We start from the raw sequence: 25664 nt of genomic DNA on the forward strand, positions 1-25664 counted from the left end.
CTTATGGTTATCGGATTGATATCCTACGCAATCCAGATGTCAAACGGCTTTATCGTAACAGCGATCCGGGACCAGGTTTCGTGGGGATTCTACATATCCAACTTTACCTTCCTGGTCGGCGTGGCGGCGGCGGCGGTGCTTCTTGTGCTTCCGGCGTATGTTTACCACTTCAAACCCATCAAGGAGATAGTGTTCCTCGGTGAGATGATGGCCATCACCGCCATTTGCATGTGCATTTTGTTTGTGACCGTGGACTTGGGCCATCCTGAGAGGGTGTGGCACATGTTGCCCCTTTTCGGCTCGCCCAACTTCCCGCGGTCTATGCTGACCTGGGACGTGCTGGTGTTGAACGGCTATCTGATAATAAATGCCACAGTCTTTTTCTATATCATGTACAAGTTGTACGAGGGCGCCGATTACAACAAAATAATGCCACTCGTGCTTCTCTCCATTCCATGGGCGGTGAGCATTCACACGGTCACCGCGTTCTTGTATAACGGGCTGGGGGCGCGCCCATTCTGGAACGCATCCATTCTGGCTCCACGGTTTTTAGCTTCCGCCTTTTGCTCCGGCCCGGCGCTGATGATCCTGGTGTTGCAGATAGTCCGCAAGATGGCCAACGTCCCAATAGACAACAAGGCCATATTCAAGCTGTCGGAGCTTATCGCATACACCATGGCCTTAAACATATTTCTGCTTTTCTGCGAGGTGTTCAAGGAAGTCTATTCCGACAGCATCCACCTGTATTCGTTGAAGTACCTTTATTTCGGGCTACACGGCCACAACAACCTTGTTCCATGGATGTGGACGGCTCTCGTCTTCAATAGCGTAAGCCTTTTCCTGTTCCTGTATCCCAAAACATCGAAGAGCATAAAATACGTCAATGCCGCATGTGTCATGACCTTCATCGGCGTTTACATAGAAAAAGGCTTCGGATTGATCATCCCGGGTTTCGTTCCGGATACGCTGGGCGAGATATACGAATATTCCCCGTCAATAGTTGAGATCGGCGTGACAATAGGAATTTGGGCCACCGGGGCTCTGATCTACACGATGCTTTTCAAGTTCGCCTACCCGATTTACAAAAAGGGTCTGCCAAACAACGGAGAGCGGCAGGAGGGTTGATTATAACCATCATGTAATTCCCGTAGAGCCAATCTGAAGGCGCGTGGGTTCAAGACTCCCGCGCCTTTTTCTATTTGCAACCCAGGTATCATTTACTGTCACCCAGACGCTTGATGTAAAAACCTTGGAGCGGCGTTCAAGCCCCAATCAAGGCCCCCAGACGTATGCCCCCCACTACCGTACCGCACTGGCCATCGAGATGCGGGGGAAATCATAACTTCTACTGGATCAACCGTATCGGTTTAGGTGAAGTTATCGGGAGGGAAAGCCATCGGATAACGCGCCGTCGAGTATATCAGCGGCGCGCAAACGATAAACAAGGGAGAAAGGCGGGGACGATATTTGGAAGGCCCCTCTCCACCGCTTTCCAAAGCGAATGAGTGGCTTCAGCTTAAGCTACAGAGCCAGATTATTTTCCGGTGGCCGCAACGCCGCTATATGCGAAATCGTCATACGAGGTGACGCTGTCCGCTTTTGTCCACACATCCGCGGCGCCGGCTTGGCGTGGAGGTCTCCCCTGGCGTCAGTCCCAATATTTATCCTTTGCCTGGATGGCGGCCGGGCCTTCCGGTTTCGAGCGTTCGACAAGCTCTGCGTTGCCAAGCTTACCCTTGGAATAGAAAGCCCACTCATAAGCCGTGATTTTCCATATCTGCTCGTCCGAGAGCATTTCACCCCAGGCGGACATCGGGCTATCTTTGCCGAAGCCGTACTTGATTATCTGGAACCAACGGGCCTCGGTGAGGTTCTCCATATCCGGGCTCGTGGTGAAGTCCGGCGCGCCTTCGAACAGCGGCTTGCCATCTTTTCCGTGGCACACATGGCAGGCCACGTCCGGATTAACAAGACCCTCGTATAGCTTCCGCCCTTCCTCTACAACGGCCGCGTTCGTCCACCAGCCCTCGGGCATGTTTTCGGTGGAGACGTGCAACGCGCTTTTAAGGTTCTCAAGATATGTGACCACGGCCACCAGTTCGTCTTTTGTAAGCTGTTTGCCGTAATAGTCCGGCATGGAGCGGGCCACCTTGGGGTTTTCCGCGTATGGTTTAAGTATTTCCTTGTACGGGTCCACAAGAGACTCCGTTATCTTCTCCGGCTTGCCCAAGTCAATCTCCGAAAGGTTTGGCCCCCGCTTTACCTCGCCGCCCGGGGCGATGTTGTGGCAGTTGAAACACTCGAAGTCCTTGAACACCTGGGCGCCAGCCCTGATCACCGTGTCCTTGTCCGCGCCGGCCAGGGAGAGGGTGGTTTGCTTGAGCTTGGCTATCTCATTCTCCGGCTCATACTGAGGCAACATGGTGGAGGTGAACAGATAAAGCGCCGAAGAGCCCACATAAAGGACTAGAAGGTTATTCACGCTCTTAAGCCCGGAAGGCTCCGCCATGTCTGGCTTGAATTCGAGAAAAATGAAAAGGAACAGCCCAAGCAGGGCGAATACTATCATGGTGACAATGAACATGGGCGGGAACTTCAGCACGCTGGCGGCTCCCCACAACGCGACAATCATTGCGGCTCCGGACACGCCAAAGTAATACCCAAGCGCCTTCGAGAAGGACAAGCCCCCGCTTTCTGACCGGACCGCGCCGAAGTCGGACAATGCGAAATAGACGAGGTACGGTAGCGTGAAGGCGGAGAACATCACGCCGAAGCTACTAGGCATCTTATAAAGAGTAAATGTCAAAGCCCAGATGAACGCATTGGCGCCCAAAAGCCCGATGGCCTTCTGCTTGAATTTTTTCTTGGACTCGGCTGTCACGGTGAAAGCCATCTAAATTGCCTCCCTCTCCGGCGTAATTCCCTTACTCATGCTTTTTGGCTTCCACATTTACCCGCAGGCTGAACCAGATGATGAAACTGAACACCAGGAAAAAACCGAGGGTTATCAACGTGGTCATGGCCCCGGAATACTGTAGTGTCGGCGTGTAGGATTCCAGCGTGGTGTCTTTCACCTGGAGATAAACATGGTTGGATTTCCGGACAAGTTCCCTTACGGCGCCCATGAGGTTCATGAGCCATATGTCAGAGAAGCCGAGGAATATAAGAATGTATTGAGCCAGCGGATCCACCTTGCCCCAGGCCACCTGGCCGGTCTTGACCGACCGGTTGTATAGGAAGAAATTGGCGAAGGTACACAGGCAAATGATAACCGCCGCAAGGTTCTTGGCCTTCATCAGCGCCAGGTAGCCCAGGTGCGAGGGTAGCTCGGTTCCGGTAACGGCCATGCCCGGCTCCGGCACCATGGTGGCGAAATAGTGCCTTGGCAGGAACCAGATCATCGCGCCGAAGAAGATCAGCACGTAGTTCACCTTCATCCACTGCTCAAACCTCTCCGCCCCGGTGATGCGCTTCATGGAAATCCACATGTACAGGTTGGACGCCACGAAAAGAAGACCCACCAGCACCGCCTGCGCCTCGAAATACATCGAAAGCCTGTCGGACATCATGTACATTCCTATGCTGGCGTCGTACATGTAGAACTCGTAGGCGTATATATAGCCCATTATCGGCAGGGGTATCATGGCGCCAAGCCCGATAAGGTTGCCTATGTAACCCTGCCAGTCGTAAAACTTCCTGTCCTCCGCGTTTCTGGACATGAAGTACATGTAAGCGGAGATGATGCAAACCATGTAGCCGCCGAAGGTGACGTTGCCTATCATCCGGTGCAGGTTCAGCGGCATCCATGTGAAGTTGTTGATGTTGTCCCACAGCGTGGGGTTGTCTATTCCCTTGGGAGGCGTGTTCATGTAGCTGGCCGGGGCGTTCAGGATAAACAGGGTAAGTATGCCCACGCCGTTGAGCAGGAAGCCGATTCCGATATGGGCCAGTTTTTTCGTTTTAGTGCCAGACAGCGGGCCCCAGCTGTAATAGTACATGTACATCAGGATGGTTTCCCCTATGAACGACAGGGGGTATATGACAAGCCATATAAGGTCGAACTTGTAAAACAGGTAGTACGTGATCTTCGGGTAGAGGCCGAAAAGAAGCAGAGCGAAAGCCCCGCCAAAAAGAGCGGTTAGCGAGTAGCAGAACGCGGTGACTTTGATAACTTCCTTGGCCAGGCGCTCATACCTGTAATCTCCGCTCCATACGTAAAGCGCTTCGGATACCAGCACAAAGAAGGGCACCCCCAGGATGAACGAGGCGAAAAGGATGTGCGTCTGCGCGGCGATCCATATAATCGCCCTGTTCCCCATAAGGGGGAAATCTATGGGCGGCAGGTTCTCTGGCACTGGCGGAACTTTTTGGGCCCATGCCGCGTCTGCCATGAAAAACGCCAGCGCCGCAAAGGCCAGCATGGCGCCCGCGAACAACGTTCTACCGGTTATACCCTGAATTCTCATTCACATCTCCAGATGTCATAATCCCCTGGCCATATAGATTTCCAGCGGCGCTCCGATGTCGAACGGGACCTTTTTCAGATGCCTGTCCTTATATATGTACTTGACTGTGGGCGTGTCTTTCTTTTCAGTATGGCTATGCAGTAAAAGGCCATCCGGCGTCTTCATGGGGACATATTTCATGTAGTCCTCCTTGCCGTAAAAGAACACCCCTGGCCCCTCCTCCTCATGGCATTTAAGACACGGATCCGGACTGTAATAGAAAACAGTCTTTATGTCGGACATGGTGGCCCGGCGTTTGGTGATTATAAGGAAGGGCGCCTCAAGGTCGAACCAATCGTCATCCCACGCCGACCCTACGGGCGGTTTTATGGTGGATACCGGAACCTTTTGGCCGAAAACCGGCGAACCGCTGGCCTCGGCCTCCTCCACCTTCTCGGGTACCATCAGCGCGCGGAAATAGTTGTCGGAATTCCTGATGAACAGCCCGTACCAGATAGCGCCGCAGATAAGCGCCGCTATCAAGGCTCCAAATTTTACTTTTTCCATTCGCCCCTCACCGACCTCGGTTTCAAAAATATGTTACTGGGACCGAGATTGTGCGTGTCAAGGTCCATGATCTGACGCCCCTCCGCCTCCACCCTCTTAAGGAGCTCTTCCCGAGGCCCGAAATCCAGCGCCTGGCTTGGGCATTTCATCATGCAGGCCGGTTTATTGCCGCCAGGGGCGTCCGGGCTTCTATCGGCCTTATGGACGCAGAATGTGCATTTGTCCACCACAAGGTATCCGTATTTGTTCTTCTGCGGGGAAAGCCGTATGGCGCCGTATGGGCAGGCGAACTCGCAGAACCGGTCACCGTCGCACTTGTCCGGAATGATTATCACGCGCCCATCGGACTCCCGTTTCTCGATAGCCTTGCCCTCCACCGGGCACGCGGCGATGCACGCTGGCTTTTCGCAATGCTGGCAGTTCATGTACACCGGAAACAGGGCTGGGTCTTTACTCTGGTCCGGCCCCATAAGGACAACCTCGTTCCGCTGATATTCCTGCCTGATATGGTTTTCAAGCTTGCATGCGATCACGCAACCGCGGCAGAAAATGCACCGCTCCATGTCCACAAGAAACGCCATCTGCTGTTTTACGGCCATAATCCGCTCCTACTTGCCACTCTGGCCGGTTCCGCCGCCAAGCTCCTCGGCCGGATGCCCGATTTTGTATATCTTCAGGCCTGGATGCGAGCTTATGGAGCAAAGCTGGGCTTTGTAACATACCTGGCCGGAAAGCGTGTCGTAATACGTTTCCGTGAGGTTGTTCACGGAGTCCCAAACACGCCGGTCCATAGCCGTCCTTACAACTTGCTTTAGGCCGAAGCCTATTGGAACGAAGACGGTGTTCGGCTGAATCCCGTCCCACACGATGACAGGCCCTTCGATAAACCCGCGCGGTGTCTCCAGCTTTATGAAGTCCCCGCTTTGGATGTTCATCTGCTTGGCCACGTCAGGATGGATCTGTATGTACCTGTCTCCCGATTGTTGCACAAGCCCCCATGCCCAGTGCGTGATGCTGTGGAAGTGCAGGGCGTTGGGCCGGCCGGTGGTGAACTGGAATGGGTATTTCTCCCTCAACTCCTTGTCCGGCGCCACACCGATTTTCACTTTGTGCACAAGGTTGCCGCCGGACGTGTTTGCGACGGTCGGGCTCTTGACGAACTCGTCCAGATACTGAAGCGTGGGTAGCCCGTCCATGTTCTCCGGCGATGTGTAAAATTGGGGGATGGCGGAGTGCCCCGTGGCCTCCAGGCTGGCCTGCAGTTCTTTGGTGAATACCTCCACCTTGCCGGACGGCGTAAGGAACCGTTTACCGCCGAATATGCCGCGCCACTCCGGCCTGTCCAGATACATCACGCTCGTTCCGGGATGGGTGGTTGATGGGCATGGCCACCTGAGGGGTGACGCCATTTTGTCCAAACGGTCGGCCGTCATCCCGGCGGCGGTCTTGTTGTTGGCCGGATTTACGGTGTTCCACAACAGGCGGTTGTCCAGCCACTCGGTTTTCAGATTGTCCTTCCAGTACGCTGGCGGATGCTTCTTGTCCAACTCCGCCATTTTCTGCCCCATCTCTATCCATATGCGGGAGTCAATGCGGCTTTCGCCAACCGGCTCCACCACCTTGTTGTTCCACCTGATGCCGCGGTCGCACCGGCGCATGCCAACAGCGTCCACCTCGTAAAAGGTGGTCGTGGGCAGGATGTAATCGGCGAAGTAGCAGTCCTCCTGCGGGAAGAGATTGAGCGACACGAAAAGATCCAGCTTTTTAAGCGCCTCTTGTGTGCGTTTGTTGCTGGCGTTCTGCGTCATCATGTTGCCGGCGTAAATCACCGCATGGAGCGGGTATGGCTTGCCTGTCAGCGCCGATTCCACGAAATAGTCCGGATGGGGTGGAAGGCCAGGCTCGGTTATGGGTTCCACGTCTATGATGGGAGGCAGTGTCAAACCCACCGGGCTGTTGTGCAGGAAATTGGCCCCGCCGCCGGGAATGCCGACGTTGCCTGTTATGGCGGCGAGGAAGCTTATGACGCGATAAGTGTCCACCGCGTTTACCTGGTGGGCTATACCGGCGTTGGTTATTATGGCGGCCGGTTTTGTTGTAGCGTATTTTTCGGCGACTTCCCTTATTGTGGCTTCGGGGATGCCTGTTATCCCCTCCGCCCATTTCGGGCTGTAGCCTTTGCCAATCACAAAACCGGACAGCTCGGAGAAACCCAGGGTCCATTCTGATACGAACTTTTTATCGTACAGCCCCCGCTCAATGATGTGGTGGATCATGCCATAGATGAACGCCATGTCCGTACCGCACTTTATGGGAATCCACAAGTTGGCCCCGGAGCCGGTGAACGTCATGCGCGGATCAACCACCACCCATTGCGCCCCAACGGCTTGTTTGCGCAGGAGCATGTAGCCGTGAAGCACCGGATGGGTTTCAGCGTGGTTGGAGCCTAGCCAAAGCACAAATTTGGAGTCGCCCAAGTCTTCAGTGCCCGTTATGGAATCCGGCCCGTAGCCATTGGTCTGCCCGGCGTTTCCGAAAGTCATTTTCAGGGCTATCCCGCCAGCGTCGTTGCATACATAACCTTCGTGGGTGGTATTCGGGCTTCCCAAAAGCTCCATGAACCGCCATTGCATGGCTGGGGTCTCCCTGGTCTGCCTGCCTGTGGCCTTGGCGGCGATTGCCTTGGCCCCGTGCTTTTCCTTTATTTCAAGGAGTTTGGAGCATATCTCCGTGTAAGCCTGCTCCCATGAAATAGGCTGGAAATTGGAGGTAGGTTTGTCACCAACGCGCTTCATCGGTTTGAGAAGACGGTGTTTGTTGTAGATCAACTGCGGTATGGCCTGCCCCTTGGCGCAAAGCTTGCCTCTTTGCACCGGGTCGCCAGATTCTCCGTAAACGTTGTAAACCCTGCCGTCTTTTACGTGTACATGATGGCTACAGCTGGATGGGCAAAATGAGCATCCCGATTTTACGACACCGTCTATTTCCTGCCCATCTTCGGGCCTGTGTATAACTTTTTGCGTGTATGGGTAATCAATAAGGGGATCTATCAGCCTTGCTTCCAGCCCTCTTCGCTGAAGACTGCTTTTCGGAGCCGGGTAACATCCAGCGCCAGCGGCCAGCGCGGCAGGGGCAAGCTTGATAAACGTCCTGCGTGTTAATCGCATCTTGTCCACCATGGCTAGTAAAGTGTCCCGGCGCCGGACTTCATGCCCAGCCGCTCTTCAAGAATATCTTTTTTCTTGTTTAGTGAGTCCGAAGGAGAGACTGACATTCCGGGGCCGCAAATAACGTTATCTACAGCCTCCTTCTCCGGCTTCAAGCCCAGCCTGGCTCCAACAATGCCCAACCCGATCAAGCCGAGAGACTTAAGAAAAAAAGCCCTTCGCATCCTCGATCCTTCCCCTTCAAAGCCCAACGATAATGCAAAAAAGTATCCGGGCTATCTTTTCCCCGGACAAATAACTTAGCCTCGAACAGATCAACCGAGCTTTAGGGGGCAGTAAAGCGGCAAGGCCGAGTAACGCCCTTGAGGCCAAAGCGGGAACTTTATGTGTCATTCCCAATCGTATCCCCCGTAAACAATACCTCTGTCCCCGAAATGCAAAAACAGCAATTTCCGGGCCATAACAAGCGCATGGCCGAATTCCAACAACAGATAACGCTACTATATATTGCCAGTAGCCAATGGCGTTAAATATTTTTAATTTCATTAATTACATATGGTTTGCCCCTTCCGGCCGCAGGTTTTTGATCACTGGAGCGTTTTTAGCATGAAGTGGCTTGTCACAAGCTTTGTCCGCTTGAATTCCGGTTCATCTCTCAAACGGTGTTCCTTTTTTCAATACCTTGGAAATTGGACGTTCCTATTGTTAACACCTGTTCAAGCCATGCATCCACGCGCTCGGTAAAAGTCCTATAGTACTTCCCGGTAACGCTTGCCGGTAGTGTCCCAGTTTGAAAGTACAGGGGAAGTTCTCCACTTACGCCCAGAATGACAATATAAAAGCCGTTGATAACATAATCATCCTGAGCGAAGAGCAAGCGAAGTGAAGGATCTGTCCATTATTTGAGATTCAAACTGAGACACCACCCGCTTGCCCCATTCCTTTTTTTCTGGTAACTTCCGGGCATGAGCGTGGATTCAGCGATCTCCGAAATATTTCTTACCCTGTCTGAAATATTTAAACCGCCAGAAGATATTTTTTCCGGCCAACTTGCTTCATCACAAGTCCAGAGCGCCATGGATGGCTGGATGCAAGAGGCGGGATACCGCTTGGAGTTTCCTGCGGCGCCTGCCATATCCGCGGAGGGTGAACCAGCTTTTTTCCTTTCGCTCCGCGAAGAGTATATGTCCCTTTTTGAAGGGCCCATGCCTCCTTTTATTCCGCTGATAGAGTCAGTGCATAAACCGTGGGACAAAACCGGTGTTTCCGCCCTGGGCGCTCAAACCGGCTATTTTCTGGGTGACCCTGCCATCGACATGAGGAATAAGTACGAAGCGGCGCAACTGGAAATCCCAGCTGAATACGGGCACGCCCCGGATCATCTGTGCCTGCTCCTGGAGTATTACGGCGCCGTTCACGCAAATGTTCCAGTAGCGGATAACCTGGAGTATCTGACTAACCATTTCGACTGGCTGGCGCTGATTTTAGAAGAAGCAGTCAAAATATCCTCGGCCCTTTTTTATCCGTCCATGCTGAAATTTACGATGGATATCATCGCCGCCGAGACGGCAAGGTTGAACGGGTTAAAGGAGTGAAAGCCGCGCGCTGGTCACTTTTTAGCTGAAAACCGGGCAAAAGGCGAGCGTTCCATCGCCTTTTCCAGCGCCTCTTCGGTGATGTATTTATAACCGTTTTCCCTGGCGAATTTCTCTATGAACTTGCGCGCCATGGGGCGGAAAGGTTCCGGAGCGCTCTCAAGCCTTTTGCTGGCCTCCGGGGTCCATCCCATTTTCTCCCCCGTGTCGTCCGAAAAGAAATCGCCGAATTTTTCGATTATGTTTTCATTTTTTGCTCCACGGGTGTCCAACATGGCTTTTATGTTTTCGATGACTTCCTGCTTGCGGCCATCTTTCTTGAATTTCCCTTTGGCCTTGTCCCACGCTTCCATGCTCAATTTCTCAAATCCCATCTTTTTCATCCTGCGGGTCACAAGCATCATGGATTCGTCGCGGATTTCTGAAAGGAATCCTGAGGTTATCCGGCCAATCCCCCGCTGTCTCGCTCTGATGGCCATAAGTTTCAATATTCCCGGCCGCACAAAATCCGGAGCGTTTTCCACCCGCGCGCGGGCGTCTGCATCCCATTCCACGCTCTCGCACGCGATTCCTGGCGAAAGGTTCTTGCGGCTGAACACCGGCGCGCCTGAGGGGGCTGGAGCCGCCGCGCGTAAAATGTCGCTGGTAATAACCGGAACCCCGTGTTTGGCGGCGTATTCCTCTACGCGCTGTTTTACAATCTCACGGGCGAAAACCGGTATTTTCTCCATCGTCTCCACCGCCTCCCTGGACCATTCGGCCCCGCAGATATCCTCCCCGCCGAACCTGCTACGCGTGTCGGCGCATACCACCGGTTCTTCCACCCCTTTGGGTTGATACAGGCAATACGGATCCTCGCCCATTTGGCCGCCACCGGAAGCCAGAGCCCGCGCCCTGCATCCGCCGCAAAGCAACCTGTAAGCGCACACGCCGCATTTGCCATGGTATTCCGGCGTCCGGAACATTGACAGCCCTGGAGAATGCCGCCATATGAGTGGAAACTCGCTTTCCCTCAAGTCACCGGCCGCCGTGTCCATGTACGGGCAGGGGGTTATTTTGCCGTCCGGTTTTATCCTGCAATAGTTGGTTCCCGCCCGGCAGGCGGCGATATATGTTTTAAGCAACGGGTCATTGGCGTCGGCCTGCGCCATTATCCGTTTGAAATGGGGCGCGCATTTGGGGCGGATCATCATCCCTGGATACTCCGCCCGCGCGTCCGACGCCCATGTGAGTATCCGCTCATACTCTTCCGGGGAAATGTCTGTCATCTTCTCTCCCCGGCCTGTGCATACCAGGAAAAACAGATTGAACGCGCGCGCCCCCATCCTGTGCGCCCATTCGGCTATTAGAGGTATTTCGGCGGTATTGCCGGGGCGCGGCGTTGTCTGCACCTGTATGTCCAGCCCCGCATCCCTCGCGTTTATAAGCCCTTCCACCGACCTGGCCCAGGCCCCCGGCGCGCCGCGGAACCCGTCATGGCGCCCAGGCTCTATGGAGTCTATACTCACACCGACGCCGGTAACTCCGGAAATTTTTAACGCCGCCGCCATCTTGGCGTCAAGCAACGTTCCGTTTGTCCCCACCACGGTGATAAGCCCAAGCCCAGCCGCCCTGGAGGCGATCTCAAAGATGTCCTCTCTCAGCAAAGGCTCCCCGCCTGTGAGGATTAAAACAGCGCCGGGATTGACGCTGGCTATCTGCTCCACCACCGCCAGCGCTTCCTGCGTGGAAAGCTCCTCCCCCTCCCCTGCGGCTCGCGCGCCAGCGTCCATATAGCAATGGGCGCACGACAGGTTGCATCGCGAAGTGAGGTTCCAGGATACGGCGTACGGCAGGAAAGTCACTTCCCGGGTTCCAGACGGGATCGGGCCTGTTGCATCATTTCCCCCGTTATAGTCTTGGCGCCTTGGCGGCGCGCCTCGGCTTCCATATGACCACGTATCATATTGCGCACGAACGAAGGGGCGCGGTTCAACATCACTATGGCTTCGTCCTCCCACTTCACAGGCTCGGACTGTACCTCATTGTCCTTTCCTGGGGTGACAGTGCGGCTTACAAGCATCACGTTACAGGGGGCGGCCCTCAACAGGGTCTCGGTGTTTGAGCCGATATCAAGCCCGTTGTTGGAGTGGACGCCAAGCTTGCCAAGGATGAGCATGGACACGTCATTACCATCCAGCCACTTGAGTATCTCATCGTAAGGTTTGCCGGCCAGAACGAGCCCCTCGGCCTTAACCCCCTCTTCTTCGGCCATTTTAATGGCGCTGTTAAGGTGGTCCCGGTAAATCTTCTCCAGGCCGGAGTCTATGATTTCCTCGTGAAGCTTCTCCTGCTCCTTAAAACGGAACACCTGACCGTCCTCTTCGGAAAGCACCCGCGCAATGCTGTTGAAAGCCCGGTAATGGAAGTGCGGGTCATACACCGTGATGGCGGTGATGGAGCATCCCATGTGTTTGTTCATGGCAATGGCCGCAGACATCGCCGCGAACGACCAGGCGCTTCCATCAATGCCCACCACCACGCGCCCGTCTTTTAACGGCCTGTCGTTTTTCAGGACCACCGCATCCACCTGTATGCGTCGCGTCACGCGCTCACATACGCTCCCCAGCTGGGTGGACGGGGTCTCACCGAGCCCCTTGGCCCCCATCGCCACAAGGTCGTAACCGGATGATTGAACGTCCTTTACGATTTCGTGGTAATTTTTCCCCTCCAGCGTCTTGCGCTCGTATGGTACTTTCCGGTCGTCGCACTTTTTCTGGAACACATCCAGGAACGAGTCGGAAACTATTTTCAGCCCCTTTTCAATGAGGACAGAATGGATGTCCCGCTGTTTGGAAAGCTCCTCAGGATCCTGGAACTGCGCGGGCAGTCCGGGTTCCATCTGGATGAACCTGTCTTCATGGAGACGGGCCGCATAAACATGGCTTCCCACCACTTTAGCGCCGAAGGCGTTTGCGAAATCGGCGGAAATATCCACCGCCCAGCCGGAATATTTTGAATTGTCAACCATGACAAGTATGTTCTTGTACATACGTTTTGAGAACCTCTTGGATTTAAAACATCTCCAACCTATGTAGCAATGGATATGCCCAATTGGCGTTAAACGCACAACTTGAGAATATGCGGCTTAACTGGCTGATTTTCCAGCCATACTCATCTTCCAGACCATCAACAACAAAGGAGGTGTGTGGGTTTCCCCACGGCGCAAAGGTAAAAACGCCATGGAAGCGCGCCAACCTGGAACACTCTAGATTAGCGTGATACCCGAATTAGCCGTAACCACATGTACATGACGCAACAAATTGGCCGTGGAGCGTTTTTTGCTTATAATTTGAATCCAGTGTACTAAATAATAGGCTGGGATGTGATATGAAAAAATATTCCGAAGTGAGCGGAGATGGCGGCTCTGGGATTCTGGAACAGGTATCCGGTCAGCTTGGCGCCCTTCACGAAAGGATGCGTGGCATCAAGCGCGTCATAGTGATTGTCAGCGCAAAAGGCGGTGTGGGTAAAAGTTTCATAACAGCCATGATGGCCAAGGCGCTTTCGAACCGTGGATACAGCGTTGGCGCGCTGGACGCGGACATAAACGGCTCGTCGATACCATACATGTTAGGTGTGGACTCATATAAGGCTATACGCGGAGAAAACGGTATTATACCTGCCGTGGGAGAATGCGGCGCTAAGGTGATGTCGCTGGATTTTTTCACCGGCTCGAACGGAGCGCCCGTGAAATGGGAGGGTCCGCAGGCCACACATCCATGGCTGGGCGCAATGGAGGCCACAGCCATCCGGGAACTGCTAAGCGACGCGGACTGGGGCCAGTTGGATTACCTGCTTGTTGACACACCCCCTTCCCTTGGAAGGCTCAACGACCTGATGGGGTTAGTGCCGTCGGTTTCCGGCGTGGTAATTGTCACCATTCCCTCGAAGGTGTCGTACCGGGTGGTGTTAAAGTCCGTGGACAGCGTACGGGACACTGGCGCGCCTATTATAGGCGTGGTTGAGAACATGAGCGGAGTTTTGTGCCGTCATTGCAACAAAATGGCGCCAATTTTCAACGGAGGCGACATGACCGAAGCATTGGATTTTATGCGTCTTCCATTACTGGGCAGTGTGCCGTTTGTCCGTGAAGGTGAGAGCATGGAAATTCCCGAGGCCGCCATAAACGGCATTTGCGATAAAACTGTTGCGTACGTGAACAGCGCCGGTTAAAGGAGGCTACGGAATATGAAATTCGTGTGTATCAAGTGTGAAGAGGCCATGTTGATAAACTCCGTTAACGGCGACACCGACGGGTCGGCTGGAATAACTTTCAAATGCCCTTCGTGCGGCTCCGGCGCGCTTATGCTGATAAACCCGATGGAAGCCCAGCTTGTTAAAGGGATGGGAGTGCATGTGGGGCTTGGATCCGCTATGGCACAGCGCGCGCCCATGGAGGCCGTTGAGGGGGCCTTGAAGAAATCCGGTGATGACGAACCGGTAATTTGGGACAAGCAAGCCGAAGAGCGGCTTATGCGCGTTCCAGACATCGCCCGGCCCATGGCCAAGATGGCCATCGAAAGGCATGCCCGCAAAACCGGAGCCAGGATCATCAGCACAGAGCTGATGGACGAGGTGAAAAAATCGATGTGACCCCAGGCGGGGCGGCCGTGTTCAGGCCCCGGGGGGCGTCTTCAAACGATCCTGTTGAGGCTGTCGGCCAATAGCGGCATCTTTATCTGGTAACGTTTTATTTTGCGCCACAGGGTGTTACGCCCAATGGCCAGAATGTCGGCGGTCTTCTTCTGGTTATAGTTATTGGACTTCAATATTTCCAGGATGTACCTTTTTTCCAGTTCTTCAAGAGTGATTGGATTTTGCGACGCCGCGTAGGCGATGCCCACCTCCACCCCGCCCAGGGATTTTGGCAGGTCATCCAGATCTATCGTGCTGGACTTGCACAGGGCCACGGCGCTTTCAATGCAGTTTTCAAGCTCCCGCACATTTCCGGGCCATGGATGCTCCAGAAGCCTGTTAAGGGCATCTCTGGTGAATCCCTTAACGTCTCTTCTCATCGACGCGGAGAACTTGTTCAGGAAATGTTTGCACAACAGTAAAACATCCCCCTTCCGCTCCCGCAGGGGGGGTATGTTTATCTCCACCACCCTCAGCCGATAGTAAAGATCCTCCCTGAACTCACCGGACTTCACCATGTCGGCCAGTTTCCGGTTGGATGCGGCGATGATGCGGGTATTTATCTTCACATTTTCATTGGCGCCAAGCCGCTGGATGGTTTTGTCCTGAATGACGCGAAGCAGTTTTGTTTGCAGGGAAATCGGCATGGAGCCTACCTCGTCCAGAAACAGCGTGCCGCCGATAGACTCCTCGAAAAGCCCGACCCTGTTGGACACCGCGCCGGTGAAAGAGCCTTTAACATGCCCGAAAAGCTCGCTTTCCAGGAGATTTTCATTTATTCCGCCACAGTTTATGGCCACAAAAGGGCCGGAAGCGCGTAGGCTGGAACTGTGCACCGCCCTGGCCATCAGGTCTTTGCCTGTGCCGTTCTCTCCTTCTATAAGCACTGAAACGTCGGTCTCCGCAATCCTTTGCACAATGTCCATCGCTTCCATTATCTGCGGACTTTCGCCAAGGATGTTTTGGAAACCGTACTGTTTGCGGAACTCCTTGCGAAGGGTTTTTATCTCGGCCACCAGGCTTTTGTGCTCCAAGGCCTTGGAAACCGTGACTAGGAGTTTGTTCGAATCTATGGGCTTTATAATGTAATCGAAGGCGCCGAGTTTTATAGCCTCCACGGCGGACTCAAAAGAGCCATAGGCGGTGAATATGATGACCTCTGTCCTGCTGTTCATCGCCTTGGCGTATTCCAGCACCTCCGTCCCTCTGCCGTCCCTCAGCTTCAGGTCCGTAAGGACCAGGTCGTAAATGTTGGCGTCCAGCAGGCGTTTGGCCTCGGTCGCGCTGGAGGCTACTTCAACGCCATGTCCCTCGTTGCTGAACAGGATATGGAGTGTGGTGAGGATGGAATGCTCGTCATCTACTATAAGAAGATTGCCCATTATTCATACTGCCATTTTATTGTTTTATTTAAAGTCAGTTGACCGGAAAAAGCACGCGGAAATCGGCCCCCCTGCCGGGCCGGGAGCTAAGCTCTATCTTGCCGTTGTGCTGTTCCACTATCCTTTTCACGGTGGCCATGCCAAGGCCAAGCCCCCCGCTTTTTTTCGTGTAGAACGGCGTGAAGCAATTGCCTATTTCCTCATCGGTCATACCCACGCCGGTATCCTTCACCCTGAAATATACAAAGCCGTCGTCCACACCACTGCTCACCCGCAATGAACCGCCGTTTTCCATGGATTGGATCCCGTTTATAACCAGGTTCCACACCACCTGCTTTATCTGGTTCTGGTCCGCCAGTATGGACGGCACCTCATGGGCGAACTCCCTTATCAGGTCAAACCGGGCGGAGCCGTTGCGGTGATGCATGGCCAGGTTCAACGCTTCATCAAGGATCCGGTTGATGTCGCAATAACTCTTGGCCGGTTTCCGCTCCTGCGAGAAACCGAGAAAATCGTTCAGCGTCGCGTTGAGCCGTGACGCCTCCTTTTCAATGACCAAAAGCAGATTGCGCCTCTGCTCATCGGTTATTTTGGACGAAGCGCCTGAAACAAGCTGTAACGCGGTTATCAGGGCGTTAAGCGGATTTCTAATCTCGTGCGCAAGGCCAGCGGCCATCTGCCCCATCAGCGCCAGCTGTTCCTTGCGTTTCAAGTCCTCCTTGAGGTTCGCCTGGTTGGTGGTGTCCAGGGAAAGCTCCAGCGCCCCTATTACAAGGTTGTGCTCGTTATGAAGCGGCGCGGCCAGTATGTGGAAGTTCCGCTCTTCACCCGCAACCACCCTTTTCTTGGATTCGCAGGAGACTATTTCTCCGGAAACCAGCGTCTCTTTCGCCGGGCACGACGGGCACGCGGAAAACCGCTCTGTGCTGTTGTGGACGCATCTGCATCCGAGCATTTCGCCGAACCATTCCTTGTGGATGCGGTTCTGCCATATCACAGACATGGTGGTGTCCATCACTATCATGCCAGCCTGCATCCCGTGGAGGATGTTGTCCAGCTTCTCTTTTTCCAGCCGCAGTTCGTTCAGCACCGATTCGTACCTGCCGATGATGGCGGTGACAAAATCGTTGAACCGCGCTATCTCGTCCCTCTTTTCATATTGGTTTATGTCAATGTCGTCCAGCACGTTTGTGCGCATGGCGCCGATCTTTTTCACGGTAATGTCTATGGGCCGGAGCATCCTTAGCATGGCGAAATACCCGAGAAGCGCGCCGAGCGATGCGAGGCCAATGCAAATAAAGACAACCTTGGCGCGTAGCTTGCCTATGGTAGCGACATATGGCTTGTCGGAGACGCCGGCCACCACCATCCCGATTTTCTCGCCATTTATGGTGACCGGGGCCACCGCGTGGAACATCCTGAACATTCCGGGCTTATGCTCTATCCGGAGGTCGGCTCCAGCTGAGGATTCACCTGTGGGGACACCGGGCAAAGTAAAATGGGAGCCTAACGGGTAGCTGGCCGGATTGGAGTGCGCGGCGACATTGCCGGCCCCGTCTATTACGGCGGCATACTCTATAAGGTGAAGCCCCTCAAACTGTTTGGGAACCTGGCGCGTGACATCGCGCACCGCGTTGTAAAGATCCCATGTGTCGTGGCGGATAAGCGGATTGGCGCTTCTTGTGGCAAGGCTGAAAACCGTATGTACGGCGTTGTGCTTCAGCTCACCCTCCAGAAACTTCTGGCTTTCAACGTATAAAACGTAAGTAAGAAGCGATGAGCATATAAGTATCGTGCCTACAAGCAGAAGGCTTATCTTGCCTCCAATGGGCGCGTCGAACCTGAAAAGGTTGAATATCCGGGGAATCATCGCGCCGGAGCCTTTGTGTAAGATACCGTCTTGCGCATTTTGCGTATGGAATCGTAGTCGGAATCTTTCATTTGGGCGAACTTTTCAATGGCCATCAACTTGAGCACTTCCCTTCCGGCAGGGTCATTGTGCAACGCAAGGAAAAATTCTTTAAGGCGCGACTTGATGGAATTGTCCAGGCCCGGCCGCACAACAAATGGGGTGAAGGGCATGTAATCTGATTTGTGGATTATCTTGGTCTCCGCGGTTATTTTAGGGTGCATTTTGGAGACTGTCTCCCACACATAGCTGTCCACATAGGCCCCATCCGCAAGGTGTGAGGCTACAGCTTCTATAGAATTGGCGTGGCTATATGAAAAGAAAAAGGTCCTGAAAAATGTTTCAGGGGTCTCCTTCATCCTGCTCAGATAATAGACAGGCACTAAAAACCCGGAGTTTGAAAGCGGATCGGAAAACGCGAACACCTTTCCTCTCAGATCCTCGAGGGACGCGTAGCCACTCTCCCGGCTTACGATTAAGAAAGACTGGTACATGGGCCTGTTATTGAGAACAGGCGTAACCAGAAGCTCGAGCCCGAACTTGTCGTGATCGAGAGTATATGGGAGGCCGCAAACGAAGGCGACGTCCACGCTTTCGCTCTCAAGAAGAGAACTCATCTCCTGGTATGACTTCCGGTAAACCGTGTCTATGGGGATGCCCAGACTTTTCTCAAGAAGATTAACCAGTTTTTTATGGGTGGCCAAATCGTATTCCAGCGCCACGGCCGTGAGGCCAAACCGGAGCCTGTGCTTTGCGGCGGGTTTAATACCCTGTGAATACCCATAGCCATACGACAGCGCTAACAACACCGCCGCCAATGAGAATAGAAATTTAGCCATGTTAACCGGTTTGCGACATGGAATGTGATGAAAAGGGAGTCTTTGACCAATGGATTTTTATATAAATTAGCATATTTATCCTCATCAAATCAAATGAGAGCAAACTGGGCGCCATCGTATGAATGGGGTACCGGCCCGGACAAAGCGCTTAATGATTTACCAAAACAGTCAAGTTTTCACTCCACCCCATTCTATTTACATCATTCCAGCAACTCTCTGGTTGTCCAAATATGGAACACCCCTGCTCCAATGTTGTTATCGAATCAGTCCCTGGGTTACTGGGGGATAATTCACCTTATACCTTTATTGCTTGTCACGATGGGGATTTTGTAGGTTATTTAGCATTAATCATGAGTTAGGCATCCGTATTGCTCTACCTGCCAAAGGGGGCTTTTTCAAGTCACACCCCATTCACAGGGGATTACTGCTCTAACGCTTAAAGAGGATTCTGATTATCAGGGGATAAATGTATGGCAAAACAGATGGTTATGGTTGTTGATCTTAGACGTTGTATCGGATGTCAGGCTTGTACGGTAGCCTGCAAGACTGAGAACAAGGTTGGGTTAGGCCGTTGGAGAACCATGGTTCGCACCTATGAGAAGGGGCAGTATCCCAACGCAAAACGCCATTTCTTCCCGACTTTGTGCAACCAGTGCGGAAGTTGCATGAAAGCCTCGAAAAAGACAGGTGGAGACATGTTCTTCAAGAGGCCCGACGGGATTATCGATTTCGACCAGTCCAAGGCCAAAAAAGACGCCAACGGCGTTTATGAGGCCGCGGCTATCGAAGCGTGCCCGGTGGAGGCGGTCTCGTGGGACAAGCACACCGGCCTGCCGGACAAGTGCAACTTCTGCGCTCACCGGGTGGACGCCGGCCTAATGCCCGCCTGTGTACAGACCTGCATCGGCAAAGCCCGCGTTTTCGGCGACCTCAACGATCCAAACAGCGAGGTGAGCAAGCTTATCGCCCAAAATGGCGTGGCTCAGGCCAAGGAGAAGGAAAAATGCCCCGGTGTTTATTACATTGGGCTGGACATGTTCTTCTCCCTGGAGATGGAAGGGTTCCGCGAGGTGAATCCTAAGGATTTCACATCCGGCAAATACACGATGCAACAGGCATAAGGGGGTGATCTAAAATGGATTTCAGCAGACGAAGGTTTTTGCAGTTAGGCGCCGCCACCGGAGCGGCCATGGCGGCCATTGGCAAGAAAGCCAATGCCATGGAGCTAAACCCGGGTGGAAAATCGGTGACAAAAAAGGGTGTGGAGCGCAAGGCCGTCCCCTACACCTGCATGACATGCAACATTGAAGACGGCGGCATCGCCTATGTCGAGGATGGCCGGATAGTGAAGCTGGAGGGCAACCCGAAGCAACCCGGAAACCGCGGCAGGCTTTGCGCCAAGGGCAACGCCGGATTCCAGCATGTTTATGACCCGGAGAGGATACTTTTCCCGCTCAAGCGTGTAGGCAAGAGGGGCGAAGGAAAATGGAAAAGGATTTCGTGGGACGAGGCTCTCAATGAGGTGGCCGGGAAGATCCGTGAGCACATCAAGTCCGGCAAGGATCGCGACGAGATATGCTTCAAATGGGGCAGAAACCGCACCCACGGATTTATTGACAGGTGGATGAACGCCTTGGGCTCTTCGGCCACAATGAACCACACCTCGGTGTGCGAGTCGTCTAAGAAGATAGGCATGGAAGCCACTTGGGGTCCGGATATCGAGACGCCGGACTTCGCCAACACCAAGTACATCCTCAACTTCGGGAGCAACATCCTGGAGGCCGCCTATTTCCACAACCCGTACGCCCAGAGGATCATGGACGGCGTGGTGGGAAACAAGGCCAAGATGGTAACTTTCGACGTGCGTCTTTCCAACACCGCCGCCAAGTCCGACGAGTGGCATCCGGTGTTCCCAGGCACAGATGGCGTCATCGCCCTGGCGATGGCCAACGTCATCATGCAGGAAGGGTTGTACGACGCCGAGTTCATCCGCGACTGGGTAAACGTGTCGGCCGACGAGCTGAAGTCCTACCTGGCCAAGTACACGCCCGCCATGGCCGAAAGCTACAGCGGCGTGAAAGCGGAGGACATTATCCGCATCGCCAGGGAGTTCGCCACGGCCAAACCCGCCACCACCTACACCTACCGCGGCCCCTGCAAGCACATGTACGGATCTTACAACGAGCGGTCGTGCATGCTGTTGCCGATCATTACCGGCAACATCGAGCGGAAGGGCGGCTACTGCCTTCCCCGCGGGATGGGTTGGGACGGCGTGGAGCCAAACCCGCCAAAACCCAAAGGGCACAGTGTCCTCCATCAGCCTCACGACTATCCGCTGGCGGGGCACCATGTGAGCCATCACATTCCCTACCTGATACTGGAAGGGAAGGCGAAGGTGGCCATATGGATGGACTATTATGACAACCCTGCGTACACCTATCCTTCCGCCCATGTGTGGAGGAAGATTTACCAGGATGAGAAGCTCATTCCGTATTTCATCACGTTCAGCCCGGTGATAAGCGAGACTTCCCTGTACGCCGACATCATCCTTCCGGACGTCAGCTATCTGGAGAGGCACGACCCGGAAAATATGCCCAGTGACCTTCTGCCGTGGATTGGCCTCCGCCAGCCGGTTGTAAAACCGATGGGCGATTCCAGGGAGTTCCGTGACGTGATACTGGATCTTGCCAACCGGATCGATCCGGACGGAAGCCTGGGGATCAAGAAGTACTTCTCCTACGGCACCACGGCGGACTACATGCATAAGCACTTTGACAACGTCAAAGGGCTCAAGGATGTGGGCGGATACGAGTACCTGAAGAAGAACGGCGTGTTCCCTGATTACGGTCAGTTGAACCCGGAGGACTACAGGTACTACAAGGACGGCAAACTTGTGGAGCCGGAGTATGGCCTGCACATGAAGGAAGATCCGAACGGCGTGGAGGTAAATGGAAAGAAGAGGGCCGGTTTCGGCACTCCCTCCAAGAAGATCGAGATCAAGACCGACCATTACGCCAAGGCTGGTTTCAACCCGATGCCGGTGTTCAAGGAGCATCCGTGGCACTGGGAGAAAGGCAAAAAGAAACTAAAACCGGGGCAGATGGTGCTGACCACCTTCAAGTGGAACGTACACACCCAGTCCAGAACCGGCAACCTGCCGTTGCTGTCGGAGATAGTCCACAAGAACCCAGCGTGGATAAACTCCAAGACCGCGGCGAAGCTTGGGATCAAGAACAACGACCTGATCAGGATCACGTCCGGCGTAGGTTATATGGTAACCCGCGCCAACGTGACCGAGTCCATCCATCCGGAAGTGGTGGCTGTTTCAACAGCCGTGGGCCACAAGGTGGGCGGCAGGTTCGCCACGGCCAACAAGGGCGCGAAGTCGCACCAGTGGGCCACTGACGATCCGGAGCACAAGCAGATGTGGTGGGATGACGCTGGCGTCCACCCGAACGACATCATCCCGGTATGCACCGATCCGATCGGCGGTTCCCAGGGATGGTTTGACGCGGTGGTCTCCGTGGAGAAAGCCCATAAGGGAGACAAGTACGGTGATGTAGTGGCCGATGTGGATAAGGCTATCGCCTTCTATAAGGAGACGCTAACCTACAACGTGGCCGGGGCCAACCACAAGAAGGTCCATTCGGAACTGGCGTCCAACGCCACTCCGGAAAAATCCACCGTAGCAGTCGCCAAAAACGATAAGGGGTATAATGACTTTAACCCTGTCATCGTCTAGGCCAAGCGGCTTTAGGCGGTATTTCTGAGTTTCTTCCCTGGCCGGCGGCTCCAACCTCCGGCCAGGGGATTTTATAAAGGTTGCGAAGTTTATGTTGAACGATACGATTGCAGAGCTTGAATCATTACGAAACGTTTACCTGTTTCTAAGCCAATTTATGATTCGTGAAGTGGACCGGGAACTCTTGGCCATTCTCCGGACAGAACAAATGTCCGGGTTTCTTAAAAGCATTGGCGTGGACTTGGCGCCTGGGGCCGGGGAGAGCGACGACACGTTGCTGGATGAGTTGGCGGCGGAATACTGCGCGCTTTTCGTCCAGCCCGGTTCAGCCCAGCCATATGAATCGGTTTACCTGGAGGGGCGGCACCTGGCGCCAGCCGCCGACAAGGTGGAGATAACCTACCAGAAGTCAGGTTTTGAATACAGGAAATCATATCCCAATATCTTCCCTGATCACGCCGGGATCGAGCTTGCCTTCATAGCTTCCCTGCTGGACGCCAGGATAAAGAACATCAAAGAGGGCGTGCTGACGGATGAAGATGGATATGAAATGGAACGAATGTCTTTCATATCCGCGCATCCAGCCAAGTGGATGAGGGATTATTTCCTGAAAGTATCCGCGCAGGCCAAGTTGAAATTTTACTCAGCCATTCTCGATTTTGCGGCGGGATTTATCGAGAGCGAGGTAGAAGAAGCGGCCGCGAACGCCACCCGTTGCGAGACGAAGCAGTAAGGTAGTTCCATGAATGCAAGCGAGACGGTGAAAAAATCCGTGCCCCTGTCCATAAACCCCTCCGCGTGCATTGATGTGCGCGCAGAGTCCCGCGTATGCGGAGCGTGCGTGGATATTTGCCCTGAAGAATGCCTGAAAATATCAGGCCGGTCGGCCCAAGTGGACAGCGCGTCCTGCGTGGAATGCGGTTTGTGCGTAACAGCATGCCCCTCTTCGGCCGTTTCTTTAGGATCTTATCTGGAGGGGCGGATCGCCGACATAATAGATATGGAGATTTCACGTTCTCCAACGGTTTCCCTCTATTGCTCAAAAACGGCGTACTCCGGGGGGGAGAGGCAAAAAGGCTTGTTCCACTGCCTTGGCGTCCTCGGCGCTGGCAGGCTTGTCAACATGGTCATGTCCGAAGCCGAATCCGTTACGCTTAACGGGGCCTGCCGGAAATGTGTCATTGTTAATGGGGAGCGGCAGATACAACAAGCCGTGGATATGGCCAATAACACCACCGAAAAGCTGGGCCGTGGCCGTTGTATCCGGTTCGACGCCTGCGCCCCTGAAAATGTCAGGGAAAAGGAGATTGCGGAGGCCTCGTCCCGGCGTGGTTTTCTTTTCGGCATGGCAAGGATGGCGGCGAAACAGGCGGTGTCGAAAATAAAAGTTTATAACACCTCCGAAACCTCCAATGGAAAACTTGCGCCAATACCTCTGCCCACGCGCAAACGCATGCTGAACACCATCGTTAAAAACGCCGGGCCGATGCAATTTGCGTTCACCGAAAGCGATTCACCCTTTAGGTTAATAAGAATATCCAGCAGTTGCGTCTTGTGCAATGCTTGTTCAACCTATTGCCCCACAGGAGCCCTTACTTTAAGGGATTATCCGGACCGGGTGGCGTTGGAGTTAACTTCCGCATCCTGCGTAAAATGCCAGGGTTGCGCGAAATTATGCCCTGAAAACGCCATAAGCTACGCGGACGGGTTCAGCGCGGAGGAAGCGCTGGCGGAGCGTCCTGCGCTAATGGCGGAAAAGGGCAAAGCCCAATGCGTTACATGTCAGAAACCTTTCATACCATCTTCTGACGGGCAGGCCCAATGCCAGGGATGCATGAAAGTGGACAAGTTTCAGAGCCATCTTTTTTCCATGTATATCAATAACAGGAGGAGTCATGAAAGCTAAGCTTATAGCGGGGGTGGTAATAAGTTTTTTCATGGTGGTGGGATACGCCGCCCTGGCTTCCGCTAAAAATCCGCAATATACGGGCAACACAGGATGCAAATGTCACAAGCAGGAGCAGGACGAATGGGCCAAAAGCCCGCACGGCAAGGCATTCGAGGCCCTTATCGCCAGCAAGCGCTCCAAGTCGCAGAACCTCGCGATGAAAAACGCGAAGCTGGACTACAAGAAAGACTACGACAAGGACGATAAGTGTCTCAAGTGCCATACGGTCGGCTATAGCTCCCCAGGTGGGTACGAAGATGATAAAAGCGCCGCGGACCTTAAAAACGTCGGTTGCGAGATGTGCCACGGCGCCGGTTCCGAATACAGGAACCTCCATAAAGAAAAAGAGGAGACTTTTACAAGAACGGAAGCCAAGGCAGGTGGAGCGACTTACGGATCCGAGGACAAGGGCGTATGCTTAAAATGCCACGATCACAAGGACTCACCTTTCAATTCGAAGACCGACAAGAAGTACGCCTTCAGCCATAGTGAGATGATCAAGCTGGAGAAGGCGTGGCACAAGATTTATCCGATCAAGTTCAAACATTGATCCCTTCGCTCCGCCGGTGGCATAAAAACTGCCGGCGGAGGAAAATCAACCTCACGAAAACATCACGCACAGCCTGCTCAAAGATCCGTACTCAAAACCGTCCACTGGGAACGACACCTTGGAACCACTTCCCGCCGCCCCCATGGCCACCAGCAATGGGGTGAAATGGTCATCGGTTGGATGGCACATGCGGTAATGTGGAGCGGTTGCGTAATTTGAAATGGCGGTCACATCCCGGTTATGCAGTTTTAGTTTCAACCATTCTATAAACTCCACAGCCCATTGGTGAGGTGGAGATTTACCGGAAAAATCCAGCGCGGAAAGGTTATGGGTAAGGTTTCCGCTGATAAATATCGTCACCCCATCATCGCGCAATGGCGCCAGAGCCCCGCCAAGCTTTAGAAGCTCCGATGAAGGATAACCACCGGGCATGGAGACCGGTAGCACAGGCACATCCGCATTGGGGTACATATGCAACAGTGGAACCCAAACCCCATGATCCAGCCCACGCTCGCTGTTTTCGGCGACCTCGAATTTCCCTTTAAGAAACTGCCGGGTCTTTTCAGCCAGTTCCGGAGCGCCAGGCGCTGGATAATCCATTTCATATAGCTCTTGGGGGAAACCGTAATAATCATGAATGACCGGCGCTCGTTCAGTGGCTCCTATCACAAGGGATTTTGTAAGCCAATGGGATGAAATCGCCAATATTCCCTTGGGTTTTGGGAACATTCCAGCCCAGGCGGCGTAATCTTTCCCCTTCTCCCTGTCCAGCGCCAGCAATGGCGATCCGTGGGCGGCGAATAAAACTGGCTGTCTCATAACGTCTCCGCTCCGCTTATACCT

The 25664-nt window shown here is 53.9% G+C and carries 21 protein-coding genes; 9 read left to right on the forward strand and 12 right to left on the reverse strand.

Annotated features, from left to right (window positions below; all coding sequences use genetic code 11):
• Positions 1 to 3 precede the first annotated feature (3 nt).
• Positions 4 to 1125, forward strand: coding sequence for a polysulfide reductase NrfD (nrfD, locus tag HY751_00985; GenBank protein ID MBI4664961.1), 1122 nt, complete (start codon positions 4 to 6; stop codon positions 1123 to 1125).
• Positions 1126 to 1648: 523 nt separating this feature from the next.
• Here nrfD and HY751_00990 read toward each other — a convergent pair.
• Genes HY751_00990 through HY751_01015 form a run of 6 tightly spaced genes read right to left on the reverse strand, consistent with a single transcriptional unit; the run spans position 1649 to position 8403 of the window.
• Positions 1649 to 2893 (reverse strand): c-type cytochrome, encoded by a 1245-nt coding sequence (locus HY751_00990; GenBank protein MBI4664962.1) that lies wholly within the window; start codon positions 2891 to 2893, stop codon positions 1649 to 1651.
• A gap of 31 nt (positions 2894 to 2924) precedes the next feature.
• Positions 2925 to 4466, reverse strand: a complete 1542-nt coding sequence (locus HY751_00995) for a cytochrome ubiquinol oxidase subunit I (GenBank protein ID MBI4664963.1) — start codon at positions 4464 to 4466, stop codon at positions 2925 to 2927.
• A 15-nt stretch (positions 4467 to 4481) separates the two neighbouring features.
• Positions 4482 to 5012, reverse strand: a complete 531-nt coding sequence (locus HY751_01000; GenBank protein MBI4664964.1) for a hypothetical protein — start codon at positions 5010 to 5012, stop codon at positions 4482 to 4484.
• Positions 5000 to 5611 (reverse strand): 4Fe-4S dicluster domain-containing protein, encoded by a 612-nt coding sequence (locus HY751_01005; protein MBI4664965.1) that lies wholly within the window; start codon positions 5609 to 5611, stop codon positions 5000 to 5002. Before HY751_01005 ends, HY751_01000 begins: the two co-directional genes overlap by 13 nt.
• A gap of 9 nt (positions 5612 to 5620) precedes the next feature.
• Positions 5621 to 8179: a molybdopterin-dependent oxidoreductase gene (locus HY751_01010; protein MBI4664966.1), complete on the reverse strand. Its 2559-nt coding sequence runs from the start codon at positions 8177 to 8179 to the stop codon at positions 5621 to 5623.
• 14 nt (positions 8180 to 8193) lie between these two features.
• Complete coding sequence (locus HY751_01015) at positions 8194 to 8403, reverse strand: hypothetical protein (protein MBI4664967.1); 210 nt, start codon at positions 8401 to 8403, stop codon at positions 8194 to 8196.
• Between the two features lie 864 nt (positions 8404 to 9267).
• Here HY751_01015 and HY751_01020 point away from each other — a divergent pair.
• The gene (locus tag HY751_01020) at positions 9268 to 9774 is read left to right on the forward strand and encodes a molecular chaperone TorD family protein (GenBank protein MBI4664968.1); all 507 of its coding nucleotides are present in this window, start codon (positions 9268 to 9270) and stop codon (positions 9772 to 9774) included.
• Between the two features lie 14 nt (positions 9775 to 9788).
• On the opposite strand, the gene HY751_01025 is transcribed toward HY751_01020, so the two are convergent.
• Entirely contained in the window at positions 9789 to 11618 is a 1830-nt protein-coding gene (locus HY751_01025) for a radical SAM protein (GenBank protein ID MBI4664969.1), read from the reverse strand.
• Positions 11615 to 12805: a universal stress protein gene (locus HY751_01030; protein ID MBI4664970.1), complete on the reverse strand. Its 1191-nt coding sequence runs from the start codon at positions 12803 to 12805 to the stop codon at positions 11615 to 11617. The genes HY751_01025 and HY751_01030 overlap by 4 nt, the downstream gene beginning before the upstream one ends.
• Positions 12806 to 13143: 338 nt before the next feature.
• Here HY751_01030 and HY751_01035 point away from each other — a divergent pair, with 338 nt between their 5' ends.
• Together HY751_01035 and HY751_01040 are read left to right on the forward strand one after the other, a co-directional pair.
• The gene (locus tag HY751_01035; GenBank protein ID MBI4664971.1) at positions 13144 to 13989 is read left to right on the forward strand and encodes a P-loop NTPase; all 846 of its coding nucleotides are present in this window, start codon (positions 13144 to 13146) and stop codon (positions 13987 to 13989) included.
• 15 nt (positions 13990 to 14004) lie between these two features.
• On the forward strand, positions 14005 to 14409 hold the full coding sequence (locus tag HY751_01040) for a PCP reductase family protein (GenBank protein ID MBI4664972.1): 405 nt from the start codon (positions 14005 to 14007) through the stop codon (positions 14407 to 14409).
• Between the two features lie 41 nt (positions 14410 to 14450).
• Here the strand turns inward: HY751_01040 and HY751_01045 are convergent, their stop codons facing one another.
• The 3 genes from HY751_01045 to phnD are packed head-to-tail and all read right to left on the reverse strand — an operon-like array spanning position 14451 to position 18581.
• Positions 14451 to 15833, reverse strand: coding sequence for a sigma-54-dependent Fis family transcriptional regulator (locus HY751_01045; GenBank protein MBI4664973.1), 1383 nt, complete (start codon positions 15831 to 15833; stop codon positions 14451 to 14453).
• A gap of 34 nt (positions 15834 to 15867) precedes the next feature.
• Entirely contained in the window at positions 15868 to 17703 is a 1836-nt protein-coding gene (locus tag HY751_01050; protein MBI4664974.1) for a hypothetical protein, read from the reverse strand.
• A complete protein-coding gene (gene phnD, locus HY751_01055; GenBank protein MBI4664975.1) occupies positions 17700 to 18581 on the reverse strand; it encodes a phosphate/phosphite/phosphonate ABC transporter substrate-binding protein in 882 nt (293 codons plus the stop codon). Before phnD ends, HY751_01050 begins: the two co-directional genes overlap by 4 nt.
• A 581-nt stretch (positions 18582 to 19162) precedes the next feature.
• Here phnD and HY751_01060 point away from each other — a divergent pair.
• From HY751_01060 to HY751_01080, 5 genes are all read left to right on the forward strand, one after another.
• The gene (locus HY751_01060; protein MBI4664976.1) at positions 19163 to 19702 is read left to right on the forward strand and encodes a 4Fe-4S dicluster domain-containing protein; all 540 of its coding nucleotides are present in this window, start codon (positions 19163 to 19165) and stop codon (positions 19700 to 19702) included.
• Positions 19703 to 19716: 14 nt separating this feature from the next.
• Positions 19717 to 22323: a molybdopterin-dependent oxidoreductase gene (locus HY751_01065; protein MBI4664977.1), complete on the forward strand. Its 2607-nt coding sequence runs from the start codon at positions 19717 to 19719 to the stop codon at positions 22321 to 22323.
• A gap of 208 nt (positions 22324 to 22531) precedes the next feature.
• Positions 22532 to 23056, forward strand: coding sequence for a molecular chaperone TorD family protein (locus HY751_01070; GenBank protein ID MBI4664978.1), 525 nt, complete (start codon positions 22532 to 22534; stop codon positions 23054 to 23056).
• 9 nt (positions 23057 to 23065) lie between these two features.
• Entirely contained in the window at positions 23066 to 24229 is a 1164-nt protein-coding gene (locus HY751_01075; GenBank protein MBI4664979.1) for a 4Fe-4S binding protein, read from the forward strand.
• Positions 24219 to 24821: a hypothetical protein gene (locus tag HY751_01080; protein ID MBI4664980.1), complete on the forward strand. Its 603-nt coding sequence runs from the start codon at positions 24219 to 24221 to the stop codon at positions 24819 to 24821. Before HY751_01075 ends, HY751_01080 begins: the two co-directional genes overlap by 11 nt.
• Before the next feature lie 51 nt (positions 24822 to 24872).
• Here HY751_01080 and HY751_01085 read toward each other — a convergent pair whose 3' ends face one another.
• Positions 24873 to 25640, reverse strand: a complete 768-nt coding sequence (locus HY751_01085) for a dioxygenase (protein ID MBI4664981.1) — start codon at positions 25638 to 25640, stop codon at positions 24873 to 24875.
• Positions 25641 to 25664 lie beyond the last annotated feature (24 nt).

The sequence above is a fragment of the Nitrospinota bacterium genome (genome assembly GCA_016208975.1).
GTDB lineage: Bacteria > Nitrospinota_A > UBA7883 > UBA7883 > JACRLM01 > JACQXA01.

Excerpts from the sequence above, each read along its gene's own strand:
- HY751_01075 (MBI4664979.1), top strand. The coding sequence starts at position 23,066 with ATGAATGCAAGCGAGACGGTGAAAAAATCCGTGCCCCTGTCCATAAAC.
- HY751_01050 (MBI4664974.1), bottom strand. The coding sequence starts at position 17,703 with ATGATTCCCCGGATATTCAACCTTTTCAGGTTCGACGCGCCCATTGGA.
- HY751_01065 (MBI4664977.1), top strand. The coding sequence starts at position 19,717 with ATGGATTTCAGCAGACGAAGGTTTTTGCAGTTAGGCGCCGCCACCGGA.
- HY751_01045 (MBI4664973.1), bottom strand. The coding sequence starts at position 15,833 with ATGGGCAATCTTCTTATAGTAGATGACGAGCATTCCATCCTCACCACA.
- HY751_01070 (MBI4664978.1), top strand. The coding sequence starts at position 22,532 with ATGTCCGGGTTTCTTAAAAGCATTGGCGTGGACTTGGCGCCTGGGGCC.
- HY751_01020 (MBI4664968.1), top strand. The coding sequence starts at position 9,268 with ATGCAAGAGGCGGGATACCGCTTGGAGTTTCCTGCGGCGCCTGCCATA.
- HY751_01015 (MBI4664967.1), bottom strand. The coding sequence starts at position 8,403 with ATGCGAAGGGCTTTTTTTCTTAAGTCTCTCGGCTTGATCGGGTTGGGC.
- HY751_01040 (MBI4664972.1), top strand. The coding sequence starts at position 14,005 with ATGAAATTCGTGTGTATCAAGTGTGAAGAGGCCATGTTGATAAACTCC.
- HY751_00990 (MBI4664962.1), bottom strand. The coding sequence starts at position 2,893 with ATGGCTTTCACCGTGACAGCCGAGTCCAAGAAAAAATTCAAGCAGAAG.
- HY751_01000 (MBI4664964.1), bottom strand. The coding sequence starts at position 5,012 with ATGGAAAAAGTAAAATTTGGAGCCTTGATAGCGGCGCTTATCTGCGGC.
- HY751_01030 (MBI4664970.1), bottom strand. The coding sequence starts at position 12,805 with ATGTACAAGAACATACTTGTCATGGTTGACAATTCAAAATATTCCGGC.
- nrfD (MBI4664961.1), top strand. The coding sequence starts at position 4 with ATGGTTATCGGATTGATATCCTACGCAATCCAGATGTCAAACGGCTTT.
- HY751_00995 (MBI4664963.1), bottom strand. The coding sequence starts at position 4,466 with ATGAGAATTCAGGGTATAACCGGTAGAACGTTGTTCGCGGGCGCCATG.
- HY751_01035 (MBI4664971.1), top strand. The coding sequence starts at position 13,144 with ATGAAAAAATATTCCGAAGTGAGCGGAGATGGCGGCTCTGGGATTCTG.
- HY751_01085 (MBI4664981.1), bottom strand. The coding sequence starts at position 25,640 with ATGAGACAGCCAGTTTTATTCGCCGCCCACGGATCGCCATTGCTGGCG.
- HY751_01005 (MBI4664965.1), bottom strand. The coding sequence starts at position 5,611 with ATGGCCGTAAAACAGCAGATGGCGTTTCTTGTGGACATGGAGCGGTGC.
- HY751_01060 (MBI4664976.1), top strand. The coding sequence starts at position 19,163 with ATGGTTCGCACCTATGAGAAGGGGCAGTATCCCAACGCAAAACGCCAT.
- HY751_01080 (MBI4664980.1), top strand. The coding sequence starts at position 24,219 with ATGAAAGCTAAGCTTATAGCGGGGGTGGTAATAAGTTTTTTCATGGTG.
- HY751_01010 (MBI4664966.1), bottom strand. The coding sequence starts at position 8,179 with ATGCGATTAACACGCAGGACGTTTATCAAGCTTGCCCCTGCCGCGCTG.
- phnD (MBI4664975.1), bottom strand. The coding sequence starts at position 18,581 with ATGGCTAAATTTCTATTCTCATTGGCGGCGGTGTTGTTAGCGCTGTCG.